At 68.6% G+C, this 15,645-nt stretch carries 12 protein-coding genes; 8 read left to right on the top strand and 4 right to left on the bottom strand.

The features are described from left to right. Window positions 1-331: 331 nt before the first annotated feature. Complete coding sequence (locus ACZ7L6_RS02220; protein ID WP_471920035.1) at window positions 332-3,298, bottom strand: CHAT domain-containing protein; 2,967 nt, start codon at window positions 3,296-3,298, stop codon at window positions 332-334. Then, entirely contained in the window at window positions 3,295-5,127 is a 1,833-nt protein-coding gene (locus tag ACZ7L6_RS02215; RefSeq protein ID WP_471920034.1) for a CHAT domain-containing protein, read from the bottom strand. Before ACZ7L6_RS02215 ends, ACZ7L6_RS02220 begins: the two co-directional genes overlap by 4 nt. 683 nt (window positions 5,128-5,810) lie before the next feature. On the opposite strand from ACZ7L6_RS02215, the gene ACZ7L6_RS02210 reads away from it, so the two are divergent. The 4 genes from ACZ7L6_RS02210 to ACZ7L6_RS02195 all read left to right on the top strand — a co-directional run bounded on the left by ACZ7L6_RS02210 (window position 5,811) and on the right by ACZ7L6_RS02195 (window position 9,084). Beyond that, a complete protein-coding gene (locus ACZ7L6_RS02210) occupies window positions 5,811-6,728 on the top strand; it encodes a hypothetical protein (RefSeq protein ID WP_471920033.1) in 918 nt (305 codons plus the stop codon). Window positions 6,729-6,905: 177 nt separating this feature from the next. After that, window positions 6,906-7,976: a Rieske 2Fe-2S domain-containing protein gene (locus ACZ7L6_RS02205; RefSeq protein WP_471920032.1), complete on the top strand. Its 1,071-nt coding sequence runs from the start codon at window positions 6,906-6,908 to the stop codon at window positions 7,974-7,976. Next, window positions 7,973-8,152, top strand: coding sequence for a hypothetical protein (locus ACZ7L6_RS02200; protein WP_471920031.1), 180 nt, complete (start codon window positions 7,973-7,975; stop codon window positions 8,150-8,152). The genes ACZ7L6_RS02205 and ACZ7L6_RS02200 overlap by 4 nt, the downstream gene beginning before the upstream one ends. Next, window positions 8,149-9,084 (top strand): PDR/VanB family oxidoreductase, encoded by a 936-nt coding sequence (locus ACZ7L6_RS02195; protein ID WP_471920030.1) that lies wholly within the window; start codon window positions 8,149-8,151, stop codon window positions 9,082-9,084. The genes ACZ7L6_RS02200 and ACZ7L6_RS02195 overlap by 4 nt, the downstream gene beginning before the upstream one ends. On the opposite strand, the gene ACZ7L6_RS02190 is transcribed toward ACZ7L6_RS02195, so the two are convergent. Continuing rightward, on the bottom strand, window positions 8,999-9,922 hold the full coding sequence (locus tag ACZ7L6_RS02190) for an IclR family transcriptional regulator domain-containing protein (protein ID WP_471920029.1): 924 nt from the start codon (window positions 9,920-9,922) through the stop codon (window positions 8,999-9,001). The two genes, ACZ7L6_RS02195 and ACZ7L6_RS02190, sit on opposite strands and share 86 nt — an antisense overlap. Before the next feature lie 166 nt (window positions 9,923-10,088). Here ACZ7L6_RS02190 and ACZ7L6_RS02185 point away from each other — a divergent pair, with 166 nt between their 5' ends. Genes ACZ7L6_RS02185 through ACZ7L6_RS02170 form a run of 4 tightly spaced genes read left to right on the top strand, consistent with a single transcriptional unit; the run spans window position 10,089 to window position 13,500 of the window. After that, window positions 10,089-11,057, top strand: coding sequence for an ABC transporter substrate-binding protein (locus ACZ7L6_RS02185; RefSeq protein ID WP_471920028.1), 969 nt, complete (start codon window positions 10,089-10,091; stop codon window positions 11,055-11,057). 47 nt (window positions 11,058-11,104) lie between these two features. Continuing rightward, a complete protein-coding gene (locus ACZ7L6_RS02180; RefSeq protein WP_471920027.1) occupies window positions 11,105-11,878 on the top strand; it encodes an ABC transporter permease in 774 nt (257 codons plus the stop codon). Next, on the top strand, window positions 11,878-12,654 hold the full coding sequence (locus ACZ7L6_RS02175; protein ID WP_471920592.1) for an ABC transporter permease: 777 nt from the start codon (window positions 11,878-11,880) through the stop codon (window positions 12,652-12,654). Before ACZ7L6_RS02180 ends, ACZ7L6_RS02175 begins: the two co-directional genes overlap by 1 nt. Window positions 12,655-12,678: 24 nt before the next feature. Further along, window positions 12,679-13,500: an ABC transporter ATP-binding protein gene (locus tag ACZ7L6_RS02170; RefSeq protein ID WP_471920026.1), complete on the top strand. Its 822-nt coding sequence runs from the start codon at window positions 12,679-12,681 to the stop codon at window positions 13,498-13,500. Here ACZ7L6_RS02170 and ACZ7L6_RS02165 read toward each other — a convergent pair. Continuing rightward, window positions 13,472-15,610, bottom strand: a complete 2,139-nt coding sequence (locus tag ACZ7L6_RS02165) for a discoidin domain-containing protein (protein WP_471920025.1) — start codon at window positions 15,608-15,610, stop codon at window positions 13,472-13,474. The two genes, ACZ7L6_RS02170 and ACZ7L6_RS02165, sit on opposite strands and share 29 nt — an antisense overlap. Window positions 15,611-15,645 lie beyond the last annotated feature (35 nt).

Below are 15,645 nucleotides of genomic sequence, written 5' to 3'. Positions count from 1 at the left end.
GCTGGTGTTCCACGCCGCCGCGAAGGACGCGACGCTCTGTCCCGGCGCCGACATCCGTGAGGTACTGGACACGTCGTTCACCCGCGTGCCGGCCGACGCCCCCGGCAAATGCCCACCGGTTACCGCTTCTGGTGCAACACCTGGCCCGAGAACCCGGCGTGGAAGTTCGTCGCCGTCGGCCTCGGTAACGACGCCTCCTTCTGGACCCAGTGCCTGCGCGCCCTTGCCGAGATCGACCCCGACATGGCCGTGAACATCGAGCACGAGGACGCCACATACTCCCAGAGGCTTCAGAGCCGCCGCCGCACACCCTTGCACGCTGACGTGGAAGTCATGTGCCGGTGTAGACGAATGCCGCCCAATGGCCGATGCCAGCGAATGGCGTGATCCGTGCCCACCGCGCGCGAGAGCCAGGTGACTTCGGTGCCGCGTCTGCCAACTCCGGCAGGGAACTGACGAGTTGCTCGTTGGTGGCATCACGGATCCGGAGTTGCGCCGACCGCAGGGCCTCGGCAGGGGGACGCGATTCCCACTCCTCGTAGAAGAACGCCGTCAGGAGCCGGGCGACCACATCGGCCGGCTGCCACAACGTCGCCACACACCCCTTCGCACCCGAAATGACCAGTGAATAGGGCAGGGGAAGCGGGTTGGTCGGTGCCATACCGCCGGATGACCCGCTGTGGCAGCTGTTGAGGATCACGAGGGGGGAACGGATTCCGTTGGCGAGCATGCCCCGGAGGGTGACACGCCCGTTTCCCAAGGTGATCCAGCTATCCAGGGGGGACAGGGGATTGGCCCGCCCATGGCCGGTGAAATGGACAACGGCAGTTTCACTGCCGAGCACTTCGGACAGCGACGCCCGGTCGAATCTGTCATCCCACGGTTCGCTGTGGCCAACACTTGGCGGTGTGACTCGTTCGGCGTCCGGCACACCGCCGTAGATGCGCACACCGGCCTCGGACCGGTACGGAGACGCCGGTGCCGCGACACAAGAGGCGCTCGGGGCGTAGCTCAGGAGCCACTCGTCGATCAGATAGCGGCGCGCGCCGGGAGCTTGTGGATCTCGTCGGAAGGCGGAGTGCCAGGGAAGCATGCGCAGTTGTCCTGTGGGCACCAGGACGACGGGGCGTTCCGGATTCACCGCCAGGATCACGTGCCGCATACACAGCTTCCACAGATCGGCGCAGGTCTCCTCCAGGAGAGTCGCTCCGTGCAGCGAGATCCGATCCGTACCGGTGACGGAATGGATGCGTCGGGTCAGCTCGATGACCCGCTCGGTGGTGAGGTCGGACAGCAGCACGCTGCGTGCGCCGGTCGCGTCCGTGATCAGCGCCGCTCCGCCCTCGCCGGTCGCCAGCAAATGGATGATCTGCCGGTCACCCAACAGCTGCTGGACCTCTTCCATCGGCGCTGCCGCCACCAACCGCGCCTTGGTGCCCCACGGCAGGGTCGCACCGAGAGATTCCGCGCTGGAACAGAGTTCTTCGAGAGCCTCGAATGCCTCCGACAGACGATCCTGTCGCAGCAGTGTGTAGGCCGACATGATGCAGCCGCGGCGTCTCGCCTGGGACCTGAGCGTGGCGAGATAGGGATACACCGACGCATGGTGTTCGCCGAGGGCCTGATCGTCCACCAGGGAACTGTCCGTTGCATCCAGATCGACCTGGTCCTCGACTGCCTCGATCGCCAACGCGGCCGCCATCCAACTCACCGTCTCGCCTTCGACGCACTCCCCGGTGTCCGAGGCGGCGAGCGCGCTCCACCGGCGGCGAGATGCGCCTTGTGACACCTCCGGCAGGCGGGTGTCAACGAGACGGCATGCCTCTCTCAGGACGCGGGTCTCCCCGCTGAACGCGCCGTAATCCACGAGGCAGAAAAGCAGGTGACGCAGCGCCTCCTGGCTCGCATCCGGCTCCCCTTCGGCCCGGCGTGCCGCTTCGTCGAATGCTGCCATGGCGGTGTTCAGGTCGGCGGTTGTGTTCTCCCTCTTCGGTCCCTCCATTACCGCGTTGAGGCGGAGTCTCATCATGAGGGCGTCGGCAAGCGCCCGGAACGTGTCCGACGCGTCCGCCTGGCTCGCAGTCGCAAGCATGGCGGCGTCCCGCCACAGCGCGATCGACCGGTCGATGTGGGCACGCTCGGCCGTCCGCATCAACAGCGCCGAGCGTAGCCGCGCAGCCCACACGAGCGTTTGCGGATATACCGCACTCGTCAAGGGGACGACGCCCAGGGCGAGTTCACCTGCGGACAGTGCCCGATCCAGGTCGCCGCGTTCGCCGCGAGCGTCGTACTGCACAACGCTGACCTTGGCCAACAGCTGGAGCATGTCGGGGCGTTGGGTGGGCCGACAGCGACTCAATCCACTCTGCAGGACGTGTACCACCGAATCCAGGTCGGAGCAGCGCCGACTGCGCACGGCCTGGTTGTACATTGCCTCCGCGAGGTTGAGCTGCATGTCCGGCACGACGTCGCCCAGCAGCATGACACGGGTTCGCTCGGCGGGGTCGGAGGCAGCTGCCTCGCGCAGTACCCGGACCGCTTCGTCCAGGTAGTCTTGGCGGCCTTCCACATCGAATCCGATGAGAAGCATCCACCCGTGGGTATTAGCCAGTTGCGCCCACTGGGCTGATGGCTTGGCCTCCTGCGCCCGATGTCGGTCGAGCTGCGACAGGGCCTCCCGGAACTCCTGTGCCGCGTCACTCTCACCGTGCCGGGACCGGTACCGGAAGGACTGGGCCACGGCGAGCAGCCGTACCAGCTCGGTCCTGCGCGTGAAGGGATTGCCCTTCTCTCCCAGTGCGACGGCGAGCAGCTGGATGGCCTCTTCGACGGACGACTCCTCCGCCTCGCCCGCCTCGTACGCCGTCAACAGAGCGTGGGCCAGCGTGTAGTGCGTCAGACCGGTCTCGACCCCGGGCGCCACACCGCTCCTCGCGTCACCCAGGCCGCCCAGTGCTCGCGCCAGGTCGGTGGCGTGCCTACGGATCCGGAAGGCCTCCAGGAATGCGATCCCATACCCGAGTGACACATATCGGTACAGCCGTCCGTGGGGAGACCTTTCCAGAGTCCGTTCCAGGATGCGCAGGGCGTCGTCGATGTCCCACGAGGACTGTGCCGCGTGCAACCTGTCCACGCAGATCCTGGTGATGTCCAGGACCAGACGCAGCGCTTCGCCCGGGACGTGGGTCCGAGAGTAGAGCTCCTCAACGAGCTCCTCCGGATCCCTGTCGTCCGTGGGCGCGTCCCGCTCCACGCTCTCGTGCGTGTCGCGTGGAGATTCGTGACTGTTCGGGCTCACGCCGCACCCCCCTCAGTGCCGCAGAACTGGCCGACGCGCTCCACCTGCATATGAGGATGCCCGAAGAACTGGTACGCCATGGCACTGAACGCGAGGTTGGCGTCATTGCTCGCCGCAGCCCGGAGCGACCGCATCACCTCGGCCGGTTTCTCGCCCTTCAGCACCCGTTGATAGAAGGACAAGGCCACACACCGTGCGTCCCGATCGTCCAGAGCCCACAACGGCGACACCACGGCGCTGGCTCCGATGTAGAGGAAGGCCTGCACGAGCCCGGCGTATCCACCGAACACGCCTTGGACGGCGGCCGCCTTGCACGCGTTGAGGAAGACGAACGTCTCGCCCGGGAAGTCGTAGGCCTTGACCGTAGTCGGATCCAGCGTGTGACCGTCGATCATCACCAGCCCGTTGTCCCAGCCGCCCGCCCCGTGTTGTCCGTGTCCCGCGAAATGGACGATCCCCGCGATGGGACCATGCTTGAGGTAGCTGACGACCTCGGCGAGACGTGCCTCGATCTGGGTGGCGCCGTAATTGTCGACCAACGTGGCAGCTTCCAGCTCCGCGTCGACGAGCCGCTGCCAGCCTTCGATCTCGTACACGCCTGAGATCACCCCCATGGAAGCGGCCCGCACGATCATCGGAGGTGGCACCGTGATCCGGCGGTCGGCCAGCACCCAGCGGCCCAACGCGACCTGACAGCCCAGGAACGCGGGTGTGCCCTCGAAAGGTGTCTCCGGCGTGTGGCTGGTCAGAGGTTTCGGAAGGACGGCCAGCTCCCACGGCATGTATGCCTCGGCCGACTGGATCAGCACGGCGGGGACGCGCGGGGACACGGCCTCAGCGACCGCGCTCAGCACGGTCCACAAGCTGGGCGGCATGACATCGGTGATCTCCCGTCCCAGTCCCGTCATGAAGGCCATCAGATCGGGTCGCTTCTGTCGGTCGGCCATACGGTTGATCACGGAGGAGGCGTAGTCGGGAGCGTTCGAGCCGACTTGGCACTCCTCCGGCAGGCCAGGCACCCGGACATGCGGCGACTGGTAGGAGAACAGGAAACGCCCAGGACGGTCGGCCTGGAGAATAGTGACGGTCAGGTCAGCCGGCTCGTCCCCGCGCGGCAGCAGCAGCGCCCGGGACGTGCCATCGGCGGTGTCGGCCCTCTCGCCGAGCATGCTCGCGTCCTTGACCACGGCGATGGACCTGAAGCCCATGCCCACCACTTCCCCGCCGACGCTGTAGACCACCTGCAGCGTCCCAGCCCTGACCCGGCGCTCGTCCGGGTCCGCGCGGACGTTCAGGACGTGACTGGGATAGCGCTCCGACTCCGTGACCTGCAGATCGGCATCCCAGGAATCTCCGTCGACCAGCGTGAACCCGTCCGCGATCGTCTGTACGGTCACCGTGAGCGGAAAGGGGGAATTCGAACCCCGCACGGCCGCACCGGAGACGGAGCCAATGATCTCGGGGGACAGACCCACGACGACGCGGAAGGGCCATTCCTCGAGGACCTCACCGGGGGCGTCGATACGCGGGAAACCGCAGCAGTCCGTCGGGGCGCCCGAACCCAATTGGGCCCGGGCAGCGACCGCGGACACCGCCGGCTCTACGAGCTGTGCCGCTCGCAGCACCTCCTGCGGCTGCAACAGTTCCTCGAAACGCGCCAGAGCCTCAGGGTGGGCCAGTACCGCGCTCACGACATCGTCGGCCAGCGCCTCCGGGACGGCTCCTTCCCGATCGGAAAGGATCAGGGCCAGATCCGTGCGCAGCCCGGCCGTATCACTCAGCTCGGTCAGTAGCGCGTCCGCCGCGGCCAACACGTTCTCCGGCTCCATCACACCCCACCGCGTGAACTCGTTCCCCCCGGGGCAGCGGCCCCGCCCACGCATGCGCCGACCGCCGTAGCCGGCACGTGGTCCGTCGACCGTAGCAAGACGGCAAGCCTGTGGTGCATGGGAAGCTGTCAACTCGTCAGGCATTATCGGGACGTGACGGACCTGCCGAACCGGGGATTCGCCAATGACCGTCGCGTCAGCCGCAGTTGTGGCAAGCTGAGCCAGTGCAAGACAAGGACGGGCCTCCTGACGCTCCGAACGCCCCTGTTCCGACCGACGTTCTGGAGGCAGCGCGGGCGATCCGGCCGTATCTCCCCGACCTCTTCCCCCACGCACCGGATCGGGCGACGCGCCTGGACACTGAGCTTTCCCAGCTGTTGTCCCCGAGTGCCGGGTCCGGGGCGGCGCAGCGGGTGCTGCGGGTGCTGGAGAGCACTCCGATCACCAGGGTGTGGGCGGCGCAGTTCCTCGAGTTCGGGCTCCCGCCCGAGTTCGTCGGATCCGGCACTCGAGGCCCTGCGGCACCGGCGCCGGCGGGGGCCGGTGAGGCCGTGGGCCCGGGGCCCAAGTACGTCTGCCCAGTTGGCGGGGACGTCGTCTGGTGGCGCCGTCACATCGGGCAGGAAGTGCCTCGGTGCACCACTCACGGCTGCACGCTGGTCAAGGCGTGACAGGGGCGGCACATGCTGGGAAAGTTCTGGGAGAGCATCGGCAGTAAGCTGGGCGAGAAGTGGCTTGCGACCGCCCTCCCCGCACTGCTCTTCTGGGCGCTCGGCGCCGTCGTGTACTCCCACGCTCACGGCACCCGATGGATCGAGGAGCGGTCGAAGTGGCTGGGTGGGCAACCAGTCGTCGTCCAGGTCCTCACACTGGTGGCGGGGTTGCTCGTCGTCGGTGTGTCCGGCCGGATCGTCGAGCGGATCTCCTTTCCGGTACTGCGTGGACTGCAGGGCTACTGGTGGCCCTGGCTCGATCCGCTTCGCCGTCGAATGACCGATCGGCGGACCGGACGTCTGAGCTCCCTCGAGCAGCGCTATGACGACCTGGCCCCATTGATCGAGAATGGGGCGGCGGACACGGAGCAGGAACGGGAGTACCAGCGACTGGACGCGGAGCTACGGCGAAACCCACCGCGCACGGCGCTGCACATGCCCACACGACTGGGGATGTTTCTGCGCGCGGCCGAGAGCGAGGCGAAAGACAAGTACGGCCTCGATGTGGTGAAGTGCTGGCCGCACCTGTGGGCGGTACTCCCGGAGCAGCTGCGGAACGACCTGGCGGTCGCCCACACGGCGCTGCTTCGCTCGGTCGAGTGCGTCGTATGGACCGCACTCGCCCTGGTCTGGGCGTGGTGGATGCCTTGGCTTCCTCTGGCGCTGCTTCCCTTGATCTGGATCGTGCACCAATTCTGGGTGATCTCCAACGCTCTCGCCTATGGCGACCTGTTCCGTGCGTCCGTGGACCTGCACCGCCGAACGCTGTACACCGCGCTGTCCTGGCCTCCGCCCGCGACGCCGGCGGCGGAACAGCGGTCAGGCAAAGAACTCACGGAATACCTGTGGCGGGGCAGCGATCGTGACGACGTGCAGTTGGGTCCCTGAAGCGTGCGCCACCAGGCCTGCCCGCTGAAGGAAGGCATCCTCGACTCGGTCAGCGGGTTTGCCCAAGCCCTTCCGTGAGGCGGAAGCCGTATTGCGGGCCCACCACACCCGTCAGGACCCTGATCCCAACCACGGCACGCGGGGCGAGGACGCCCCGCTCTCAGGGACGGGAACGCCATGCCTCACACGACCGCCTTCGCCAGGAACCAGTGGTACGTCGCCGCCTACAGCCATGAGGTCGGGCGGGAGCTGCTCGGCCGGACGATCCTCGGTGAGACCCTCGTGCTCTACCGCACGGAGGAGGAGGGGACGCCGGTCGTCCTGCACGACCGGTGCGTGCACCGCCGCTACCCGCTGTCCGAGGCGCCGACCCGGCTCGACGGCGACCGGATCGTGTGCGGGTACCACGGGTTCACGTACGACACGAGCGGTACGTGTGTGTACGTGCCGGGGCAGAAGCGGGTCCCGCGGACGGCGCGCGTGGCCTCGTACCCCGTCGTCGAGCAGGACTCCCTGATCTGGGTGTGGATCGGCGACCCGGCGCTCGCCGACCCGCAGAGCATCCCGCGGGCCAGGCACCTGGACTCCCCCGGCTGGGTCACCGTGCGCGGCATGGAGCCGATCGACTGCGACTACGGCCTGCTCGTCGACAACCTCCTCGACCTGTCCCACGAGACGTACCTGCACGGCGGCTACATCGGCACCCCCGAGGTCGCCGAGACGCCGATCACCACCGAGGTCGACGAGGGCGCCGGAATCGTCCGGGTGAGTCGGCACATGGACGACGCCGAGTGCCCGCCGTTCTACGCCAAGTCGACCGGCATCAAGGGCCGTATCACCCGCTGGCAGGACATCGAGTACCACGCCCCGTGCCTGTACCTGCTGCACAGCCGCGTCGCTCCGGTCGGCGTGGTGCCCGAGCCGGACGGCAGCGACCCGAACGGGTTCCACACCGAGGTCACGTACTGCATCACGCCGTCCGGCGACGGCAAGGTGTACGACTTCTGGGCGGTCTCGCGCGACTGGGCGACGGACGACGAGGAAGTCACCGAGTTCCTGCGGGGCAACAACCACACCGTCGTCATGCAGGACGTCACCGCCCTCAACCTGCTGCAGAAGACCCTCGGCACCGAGCGCCACGGTTACCAGGAGCTGAGCATCAACATCGACACCGGCGGTCTGGCCGCCCGCCGCATCCTCGCCCGGCTGGTCGAGGAGGGCGCGAAGCCGATGGAGAAGGTCCAGTGACCAGCCCGACCGGAGAGGTCTATCGCATCGACTGGCTCCCGGGCACCGACATCCTGCACGGCACCTGTCACTGCGGCCGCGAGCACACCGCGCAGGACCCGGTGGAGATGTGGGAGTGGATGCTCGCCCATCCCCAGGGGCACTCCTTGGACGAGTCGCAAGGAAACAGCTCATGACCGTGTACGAAGCCGAACTGGTCGTCGACCGCAAGGAGTTCGCGGCCGACGGCGTGCTCGCCCTCACCCTGCGCCACCCGCTGGGCGAGCAGCTCCCGGCCTGGGAGCCCGGAGCCCACATCGACGTCGTCCTCGGGCCGGAGCTGGAGCGGCAGTACTCGCTGTGCGGTGATCCGGCGGACCGGACGCGGTGGCGGATCGCCGTCCTGCGGGAGCCGGACGGCAGGGGCGGGTCCGCCCATGTGCACGAGCAGGTGGGGCAGGGTGACAAGGTCCGGGTGCGCGGTCCGCGCAATCACTTCCGGCTGGAGCCCGCTCCCCGCTACCGCTTCATCGCCGGCGGCATCGGCATCACCCCGATCCTGCCGATGCTGGCCGCGGCCGAGGTGGCGGGCGCCGAGTGGACGCTGCTGTACGGCGGGCGCACTCGTCGATCCATGGCGTTCACGGAGGAGTTGGGGCGGTACGGCGACCGGGTCACGATCGCCCCGCAGGAGGAGACCGGGCTGCTGGATCTGGCGTCGGTGCTGGGCGATGTGCCGGACGGCACGCTCGTCTACTGCTGTGGTCCCGGGCCGCTGCTCGACGCCGTCGAGGAGCGGTGCCCGGCCGGGGTGCTGCACGTCGAGCGGTTCCAGCCGAAGGTGCAAGCGGCCGGTGAGGACGGGGAGTTCGAGGTCGAGCTGGGCCGGAGCGGCCTGACGCTCACCGTCGCGCCGGGTGTCTCCGTGCTGGACACGGTGCGGGCGGCCGGTGTCGAGGTGCTCTACTCCTGCACGGAGGGCACCTGCGGGACCTGCGAGACCGACGTCCTCGACGGCACCCCGGACCACCGGGACTCCGTGCTCACGCGGGAGGAACAGGAGAGCGGCGAGACGATGATGATCTGTGTGTCGCGCTGCCGGGGGAAGCGCCTGGTCCTGGACCTGTGACCCGTCCCGGCTCCGTGCCCCGCCCCTGATCCGTACCCCGCCCCGGATCTGCGATCCGTCCTGGACTTGTGATTCTGAGGTCGGCCTCGATCCGGGCGACGGTCGCCAACAGGGGTGGCAGCAGGTCCCGGCGCACGGAGTCGACGGAGTTGCGGCCGGCGTGCACGGCGATGTTGACGGCCGCGACCACCTCGCCGTCCCGGTCCCGCACCGGGGCGGCGACCGACCTCAGCCCCTCCTCCAGTTCCTGGTCGACGACGGCGTAGCCCTGCCGGCGGACGCGGCGCAGCTCCGCCCGCAGGGCGTCCGGCGTGGCGAGGGTGCGCGCGGTCAGGGGCTTCAACTCGGCCCGGGCGAACCGGACTTCGACCTCCTTGTCCGGCAGATGAGCGAGGATCACCCGGCCCACCGACGTCACATACGCGGGGAAGCGGGTGCCCACCGTGATGGACGCGGTCATGATGCGGCGGGTCGGCACCCGGGCGACGTACACGATGTCGTCGCCGTCGAGGACGCACAGCGACGACGACTCCCGTACCTGCGCGACGAGTTGCTCCAGATGCGGCTCGGCGATCTGCGGCAGTGTGTAGCTGGAGAGGTAGGAGTAGCCGAGCTCCAGCACGCGCGGGGTGAGGCGGAAGAGCCGGCCGTCCTGGTGGACGTAGCCGAGGTCGGCGAGGGTCAGCAGCAGGCGGCGGGCGGCGGCGCGGGTCAGGTCGCAGGTGTGGGCGACCTCGCTGAGCGTACGGGCGGGATGGTCCGCGTCGAAGGAGCGGATGACGGCGAGGCCGCGCTCGAAGGACCTCACGAAATGCGGTGCGCGGTCTTCGGCGGACATCGCCACCTCCAGAAGTGTCAACAATGTTGTCGTCGAACTCGTTGAACCCATTGACCGGATGCGTTTGAGACTTCTACCTTCCCGCTGAGCAACTCCGCGCACTACTGTGCGCCTTGCGCACAACCTGTCGGAACACCGTTGCACCGTTGTCTGTACAGGAGGAGCCATGCGTCGTCTGTCGGCCGGTCTCACCGCCGGCGTCCTGTTGCTCGTCGCGACGGCCTGTGGCTCGTCCGACGGCGGTTCGCCGGGGGCGGGCGCCTCGTCCGGTGGTGTCACCACCGTCAAGCTGGGCCTCATCCCCATCGTCGATGTCGCGCCGCTGTACCTCGGCCAGAAGAAGGGCTTCTTCGAAAAGCAGGGCCTGAAGCTGGAGTTCACGACCGCCCAGGGCGGGGCGGCGATCGTGCCCGGCGTGGTCAGCGGGCAGTTCCAGTTCGGGTTCAGCAACGTGACGTCCCTGATGGTCGCCCAGACAGGCGGCGTTCCCGTGAAGGCCGTCGCCAACGGCATCGCGTCGACGGGTGTGCGGGGCAAGGACTTCAACGGCCTCATGGTCAGGAAGGACAGCCCCGTCAAGTCGCCGAAGGAGCTCGAGGGCAAGAAGGTCGCCATCAACACCCTGAAGAACATCAACGAGACCGCGGTCCGCCAGGCGGTGCGCAAGGACGGCGGCGACCCGGACAAGGTGAAGCTCGTCGAGATGGCCTTCGACCAGATGCCCGCCGCCCTCGACAGCGGCCAGATCGACGCCGCGTGCGTGGTCGAGCCGGCGACCGCCACCATCAGGAGCCAGGGCGGCCGGGAGATCGCCTCGCCCCTGATCGACATCGCACCGCAGCTCACCGTCGCGATGTACTTCACGTCGAACCAGTACGCGCAGCAACACCCGGACGTGGTCAAGAAGTTCCAGGCCGCCACCGCCGAGTCCCTCGCCTACGCCGAGGCCCACCCCGACGAGGCCCGGCAGATCGTCACGACGTACACCAAGATCCCGGCGTCGGTCTTGGACCAGGTGATCCTCCCGAAGTGGCCGAGCGAGCCGAACCGCTCCTCCATCGAGGCCCTCATGAAACTCGGCGAGGAGGACGGCCTGTTCAAGAAGACGCCCGACCTGGACGCGCTGCTGCCGTGAGGGGCGGGGCCTGATGAGGGACACAGTCGTATGAGGGGCGGAGACCTATGAGGGGCGTGAACGTCGCCCTCGGTGCGGCCGGGCTCGCGGCCTTCCTCGCCCTGGGCGAGGCGGTGCCGCGGCTCGGCCTGGTCGAGGAGGCCTACTTCCCGCCGACGAGCCGTATCGCCGAAGCCCTCGCGGACGAGGTCACCCATTCCGTCTTCTGGAACGCACTCGGCGACACCCTCACCGGCTGGGCGCTGGGCCTCGCCATCGCGGTCTGCGCCGGAGTCGTCGCGGGCGTGGTCGTCTCCATCGTGCCGTACCTGCGCGAGGCGACGGCTTCGACGATCGAGTTCCTGCGCCCGATCCCGTCGGTGGCGCTGATCCCGCTCGCCGTGCTGCTCTACGGCACCGAACTGAAGTCGGTCCTCCTGCTGGTGGTGTACGCCTCCTTCTGGCAGGTACTGATCCAGACCCTGTACGGCGTCCAGGACGTCGACCCGGTCGCCGAGGAGACGGCGCGGTCGTACGGCCTCGGCACCTGGGCGCGGGTCCGCCATGTGCTGTGGCCGACGGCCCTGCCGTACGTCATGACCGGGGTGCGGCTGGCCGCCGCGGTGGCGCTGATTCTCGCGATCACCGCCGAACTCGTCATCGGCGCCCCGGGGTTGGGCCAGCAGATTGCGGTGGCGCAGACCTCGCAGGCGGTGCCGGAGATGTACGCGCTGGTCGTGGTCGCGGGTCTGCTGGGGCTGCTGATCAACGTCGGCGCGCGTACGGTGGAGCGGCGGGCGCTGGCCTGGCACCAGTCGGTGCGCGGGGAGGTGGCGGTGTGATCGGGCGCTTGCTGCTGAGGCTGTTCTTCGTGGTCGCGCTCCCCGTGGTGCTGGTCGCCGTGTGGTGGGCGGCGTCGGACGGCAGCACGGATCCCTTCTGGCCGCCGCTGCGGACGATCCTCGACACCTTCCCGGACGTGTGGACGGCAGACCGGCTGCGCACGGACGTCGTGCCGAGTCTCCTGCGCCTCCTGGGAGGCTGTGCGACGGCCGCCGTGGTCGGTGTCGCGCTCGGCACGCTCATCGGCTCCTACCGCAGGGTGCGCGCGGTGTGCGAGCCCGTCCTGGAGTTCCTGCGGGCCGTGCCGCCGCCCGTGCTGGTCCCGGTCATCATGCTGTTCGCGGGTATCGGCGACACCATGAAGATCGTCGTGATCGCGAGCGGCTGCGTCTGGCCGATCCTGCTCAACACCGTGGAGGGCGTGCGCGCGGTCGACTCGGTGATGCTGGAGACGGCCCGCTCATACGGCGTCACGGGGGTCGCCCGCCTGCGCCAGCTGGTGCTGCGCTCGGCGAGCCCGCAGATCTTCGCCGGGCTGCGCCAGGCACTGTCCATCGGCATCATCCTCATGGTCATCAGCGAGATGTTCGCCGCCAACAACGGCATCGGCTTCACCGTCGTCCAGTTCCAGCGCAGCTTCGCGATCCCCGACATGTGGACCGGGATCCTCGTCCTCGGTCTGCTCGGCTTTCTGCTCTCCGTCGTCTTCCAACTGGTCGAGCGCCGGGTGCTCGGCTGGTACCACGGTCTGCGCGCGACCACCCGGCGGTCCTGAGTGAGCATCGTGAAGGGGCGGTCCATGCTCGACGTACGCGGCCTGAAGAAGGTCTACGAGGGTTCGGGGCGGCGCGTGGAGGCGGTGCGCGACCTCACCTTCACCGTCGACGCGGGCGAACTGGTCTGTCTCGTCGGCCCGTCGGGCTGCGGCAAGACGACCCTGCTGAAGTGCATGGGCGGGCTGCTCACGCCAACGAGCGGCGAAGTGCTCCTGGAGGGGCGGTGGGTGAGCGGTCCGCCGCCCGGGATGGCGTTCGTCTTCCAGGAGTACGGGCGCAGTCTGTTCCCCTGGATGCGGGTCGGCGAGAACGTCGAACTGCCGCTGAAGCAGAAGGACTTGAGCAAGGCGCGACGCCGGGATCTGGTGCGGGACGCGCTGGAGTCGGTGGGGCTGGCGGATGCCGCGGGGGCGTATCCGTGGCAGCTGTCCGGCGGTATGCAGCAGCGGGTCGCCATCGCCCGGGCGCTGGCGTACGAGCCGCGTGTGCTGCTGATGGACGAGCCGTTCGCGGCGGTGGACGCGCAGACACGAGCCGATCTGGAGGACCTGGTCCGGGGGCTGTGGCGGGAACGTGGCATCACGATCCTGTTCGTCACCCACGACATCGACGAGGCCGTCTACCTGGGCGAGCGGGTGATCGTACTGTCCGCCTCCCCCACCGTCGTACAGGAGCAGCTGAAGGTCGAACTGCCCGCCGAGCGCGACCAGTTGCACACGCGGGTGGATCCGCGCTTCGCCGAGCTGCGTACCCATGTGTACGAGCAGATCCAGGCGGCGAAGCGCGGAATCCCTCAGGACGCGGGCGGGGGCGCGGTCAAGACAGATACGCCTCCACCTCGCTGAACTGGGCCGCAGGCCATCCCGTGTTGCCGGTGACCTGCAGCCTCAGGTGGCGCAGGCTCGTGCCGCTGGGAAGGGAGACGGTGACCGTGTTGCCGGTCGCCGGGTCGAAGCGGTAGTCGCGCGCCGGGACCACCGTCGAGTACGTCGAGCCGTCCGTGCTGCCCTGGACCGACAGCGTCTGGGTGCGGGCCTGCCAGACCGACAACGGCGGCAGCTTCAGCACCAGCCGGCGGACCGCCTCCGTGGAGCCGAGGTCGACGGTCCAGGACTGCGGGAAGGCGTTGTTGGCGGACTCCCAGTAGCTGCCCCCGTCGCCGTCGACCGCCTTGCCGGGCGTGTAGACGTCCTGCGATCCGGTGGCCGTGGCCGGACGGCCCTTGGCGAGGTTGCGGCCGGGATCCGGGTCCGGGTTGCCCTGGCCCGGCTGGGGCCAGGTCGAGCAGTCCGACCAGGTACTGCTCCAGCCGGAGTTGCCGCCGCCGTCGGTGAGGGTGAAGGTGCCGGAGCCGACGGGATAGGGGCAGTTGTAGATCCCGGCGGCGCCGACGCCGGTCGCCGTGACGTTGCGGAAGGTGGCGGCGCCCTGGGTCTCGGCCTGGACGACGACCGTGCCGGTGCCCCGCACGGTGGCGCCCTCGACGGTGATGTTCTTCGCCGCGAATCCGCGTCCGCTGCCGGAGACGAACTCGAAAGCGCTGTACGGGCTGTCGGTGATCGTGGTGTCGGTGATCCGGACGTTCGCCTCGATGGCGCTGTCGTAGGAGTCGACCCGCAGGGCGCCCATCGGGTGGTTCCAGTTGGGGTTCATCGCGCCGGTGCGCACGAGGGTGTTGCCGTCGACCGTGATGGTGCCGGACAGCGGGTGGAAGGGGTCCAGGAACTTCTGGTTGGAGATCGCGATGCCGCTGCCCAGGGCGTTGGTGTCGGAGATCAGGTTGTCCTTGACGGTGATGTCGGTACCGCCGTAGATCGCGATGCCGTTGGCGAGGTTCGGCTGCGTGATCGTGTTGTTCTCGAAGCTGCTGTTCGTGTCCGGTGCGTACAGCGACCACATGGCGAGCGCGTCGTCGCCCTGGTTGCGCAGGAAGTTGTGGCGGACGCGGACGCCGCGCACGTTGCCGTTGAGGTTGAGTCCGTCGGCGGTCATGTCGAGGAAGCGGTTGTTCTCGACGACGAGGTTGTCGTTGTTGCCCATCAGCCAGAGGCCGACCTTCAGGTGCTGCAGCCACATGCCGGAGACGGAACTGTTGGGTCCCAGCGATCCGTTGACGAAGTTGTCGGGGTTGGAGTCGACCCGCTCGGTCACCTCACCGATCACCGCGAAGTCCTTGATGTGGACGTTCCCTGAGGCGCTCGACTGGTCGATGAAGCGGGAGGTGCGCACGATCGAGTGCCAGTGCCCGGCCCCCTGAAGGGTGACGTTCTGCACGCCGTTCAGGGACGAGGTGAGCCGGTACTCCCCCGGCGGGATCCACACCACCCCGCCCTGCGCGGCCGCGATGGCGTCCCGGAAGGCCTGCGTGGAGTCGCCCTGGCCGCTCGGGTCGGCGCCCTTGGAGGTGACGGAGACCGATCCGGCGGGTTGGCCCGCGGGCCCGGCGGCCTGCTCGAAGTCGGCCACGTCGACGGTGACCTGGACGCCGCTCGCCTGGAAGGCCACCTTGTCGCCCGCCTGCAGGTTCTGTCCGAGCAACAGGCGGGCGTTGTCGTAGAAGTGGTGCGTCTTGGCGCCCGGGATCCAGCCGGTGTCGACATAGGAGTACTTGGAGGTGACCGTGAGGGTCTTGGCGATCCGCTGTCCGTTGACGTACACGTCGAGCGTGCCGGACTGACCGTCGGGGACGCTGTGGGCGACGTTCACGGCGTTGGCCGTGCGCGGGACCGTGAACTCGACGCGCTGACCGGGCGCGAGGCGTACGGCCTGACGTCCGGAGGCCTCTGAGGTGAGGGTGCCCTGTGTGTAGTCGGGGCCGATCTTCGTGCCGGTCGTGGTGGCGGACTCGGCCTCGACCGAGGTGAAGGGGAGGGTCGCACCGGCGGCCGCGTGGGCGGCCGGGACCGTCGCGGTGAGCAGGCCGGCGGCGAGGGTTACGGCGATGGACGCTGGCATGAGCCTGACATATCGACGCGTGTGCTGCATGTACT

The sequence above is a fragment of the Streptomyces sp. NPDC107522 genome, from assembly GCF_055657525.1.
The sequence above is the reverse complement of the archived record's forward strand: the minus strand, read 5'-3'. Positions and strand labels throughout refer to the sequence as shown.

Bases quoted from the DNA above. Each gene is read 5' to 3' on its own strand.
- ACZ7L6_RS02215 (WP_471920034.1), bottom strand. From the start codon at position 5,127: ATGGAGCCGGAGAACGTGTTGGCCGCGGCGGACGCGCTACTGACCGAG.
- ACZ7L6_RS02210 (WP_471920033.1), top strand. From the start codon at position 5,811: ATGCTGGGAAAGTTCTGGGAGAGCATCGGCAGTAAGCTGGGCGAGAAG.
- ACZ7L6_RS02205 (WP_471920032.1), top strand. From the start codon at position 6,906: ATGCCTCACACGACCGCCTTCGCCAGGAACCAGTGGTACGTCGCCGCC.
- ACZ7L6_RS02195 (WP_471920030.1), top strand. From the start codon at position 8,149: ATGACCGTGTACGAAGCCGAACTGGTCGTCGACCGCAAGGAGTTCGCG.
- ACZ7L6_RS02190 (WP_471920029.1), bottom strand. From the start codon at position 9,922: ATGTCCGCCGAAGACCGCGCACCGCATTTCGTGAGGTCCTTCGAGCGC.
- ACZ7L6_RS02185 (WP_471920028.1), top strand. From the start codon at position 10,089: ATGCGTCGTCTGTCGGCCGGTCTCACCGCCGGCGTCCTGTTGCTCGTC.
- ACZ7L6_RS02180 (WP_471920027.1), top strand. From the start codon at position 11,105: ATGAGGGGCGTGAACGTCGCCCTCGGTGCGGCCGGGCTCGCGGCCTTC.
- ACZ7L6_RS02170 (WP_471920026.1), top strand. From the start codon at position 12,679: ATGCTCGACGTACGCGGCCTGAAGAAGGTCTACGAGGGTTCGGGGCGG.
- ACZ7L6_RS02165 (WP_471920025.1), bottom strand. From the start codon at position 15,610: ATGCCAGCGTCCATCGCCGTAACCCTCGCCGCCGGCCTGCTCACCGCG.